The sequence below is a fragment of the Burkholderia sp. LMG 13014 genome (genome assembly GCF_905232215.1).
Classification (GTDB): Bacteria; Pseudomonadota; Gammaproteobacteria; order Burkholderiales; family Burkholderiaceae; genus Burkholderia.
On the sequence record NZ_CAJNKE010000928.1, the window covers coordinates 1 to 1,595 of the forward strand.

The following is a 1,595-nucleotide window of genomic DNA, read 5'->3' on the forward strand; positions in this document are numbered from 1 at the left end:
TTCGGTCGAGCCTTCGTGGTGCGGCGTATAGCCCGGCTTGAAATAGCGCAGCGCCGCGCCGATCACCTTCCAGAACGACGGCAGGTGCCCGCGCCGCGAGCCGTGCCACCACGCGCGCACGAAGCCCGGGTAGCGGCCGGCGTCCGGGTCGCGCCGGTACATGAACTTCGCACCCGTCGTGATGTAGTAGAGCAGCAGCAGGATCACGAACGCCATGTGCACGCAGCGTTCCGGATAGGTGCCGCCCATGTGCCGGTAGATGTCGAACGCGACCGTGCGATGCTCGACTTCCTCCGCGCCGTGCCAGCGCAGCAGGTCGACCATCGTCGGGTCGGCTTTCCCTTCGTCTAGCCCGTGCGCGTTGAGCACCCAGTTGCCGAGATAGCCGAAGAAATGCTCGAGCGACGCGATCACCGCGAGCTGCTGGCGCAGCCAGAACCGCGTGTGGCCGATCTTCAGCCCGAGCGGCTGTTCGCCGAGCACGCGCGTGAACAGGCGGTTGAGCTTCTGCGTGAACGGTTTCGTGTCGATCCCGTGCCGGTCGTAGTAGTGCTTGAGCACGCCGCCGTGCGAGCGCGAATGCACGGCTTCCTGCCGCAGGAAGCCTTCGGCCTCGTCGCGCAGGCGCGCATCGGTGATCAGCGGCAATGCCTTGTTGTAGACGCGGCAGAACCACAGCTCACCTTCCGGGAACAGCAGGTTCAGCGTGTTGATGATGTGCGTGCTGGCCGGGTCGTTCGGCACCCAGGTAATCGGGGTGTCGCTGAAGTCGAACTTCACGTGCCGGGCCTTGATTTTGTGATAGTCGGCGGTATCGGTCATCTTTGTCTCCCTGTGCGGCGTCGTGCGCCGTCAATGCAATGCCATGCTGACGCGGGCGATCATCCGGCCGAGCCACGGCATGAAGCGGCCGACGAAGCGCATCGCGTGCGCCTCGCCGCCGACCGCGACGACGGGGCGATTGCGCAGCACGCCGTCGACCATCGCCTGTGCGACGGTCTCGGGCTTCAGGCCGCGCATCTGGTACAGCTTGGTCGCGCGCTTGCGCAGCCGCGCTTCGTCCTGCGCGTTGGCGCCCGCGTATTGCGTCGACGCCATGATTCCGGTTTCCGCGAAGCCGGGGCACACGGCCGTTACGCCGATACCTTGCTCCGCGAGTTCCGCGCGCATGCATTCGCTGAGCATCAGCACGGCGGCCTTCGTGGTTGCATACGCGGGCAGGTCGCGCGACGGCCCGAACGCAGCGGCCGACGCGGTGTTGACGATGTGCCCGCCGGTGCCGCGCGCGGCCATCTGCTGCGCGAACAGCCGCGAGCCGTGGATCACGCCCCACAGGTTCACGTGCAGGATGCGCTCCCAGTGCCGCGTGCTGGTGTCGAGGATGCCGCCGGCCATGCCGATCCCGGCGTTGTTGATCACGACGTCCGCGCCGCCGAGTTCGCTGCCGACCCACGTCGCGAGCGCTTCCATGTCGTCGGCGGACCCGACGTCGACGCGTTTCGCATGGGCCTGCGCACCGGTCAGCCCGATCAGCAGCGCGGTGCGTTCGGCGCTCGCGAGATCGATGTCGCACGCAACGATCGTCGCGCCTTCGC

General features: G+C 67.3%; 2 protein-coding genes. Both read right to left on the minus strand.

Annotation, left to right across the window (positions count from 1 at the left end):
• Window positions 1-822 (minus strand): metal-dependent hydrolase (locus JYJ84_RS36215; protein ID WP_205190257.1); only part of this gene is annotated, 822 nt, incomplete at its 3' end.
• Between the two features lie 30 nt (window positions 823-852).
• Window positions 853-1,595, minus strand: a 743-nt coding sequence (locus tag JYJ84_RS36220; protein ID WP_205190258.1) for an SDR family NAD(P)-dependent oxidoreductase, incomplete at its 5' end; no start/stop codon positions are given.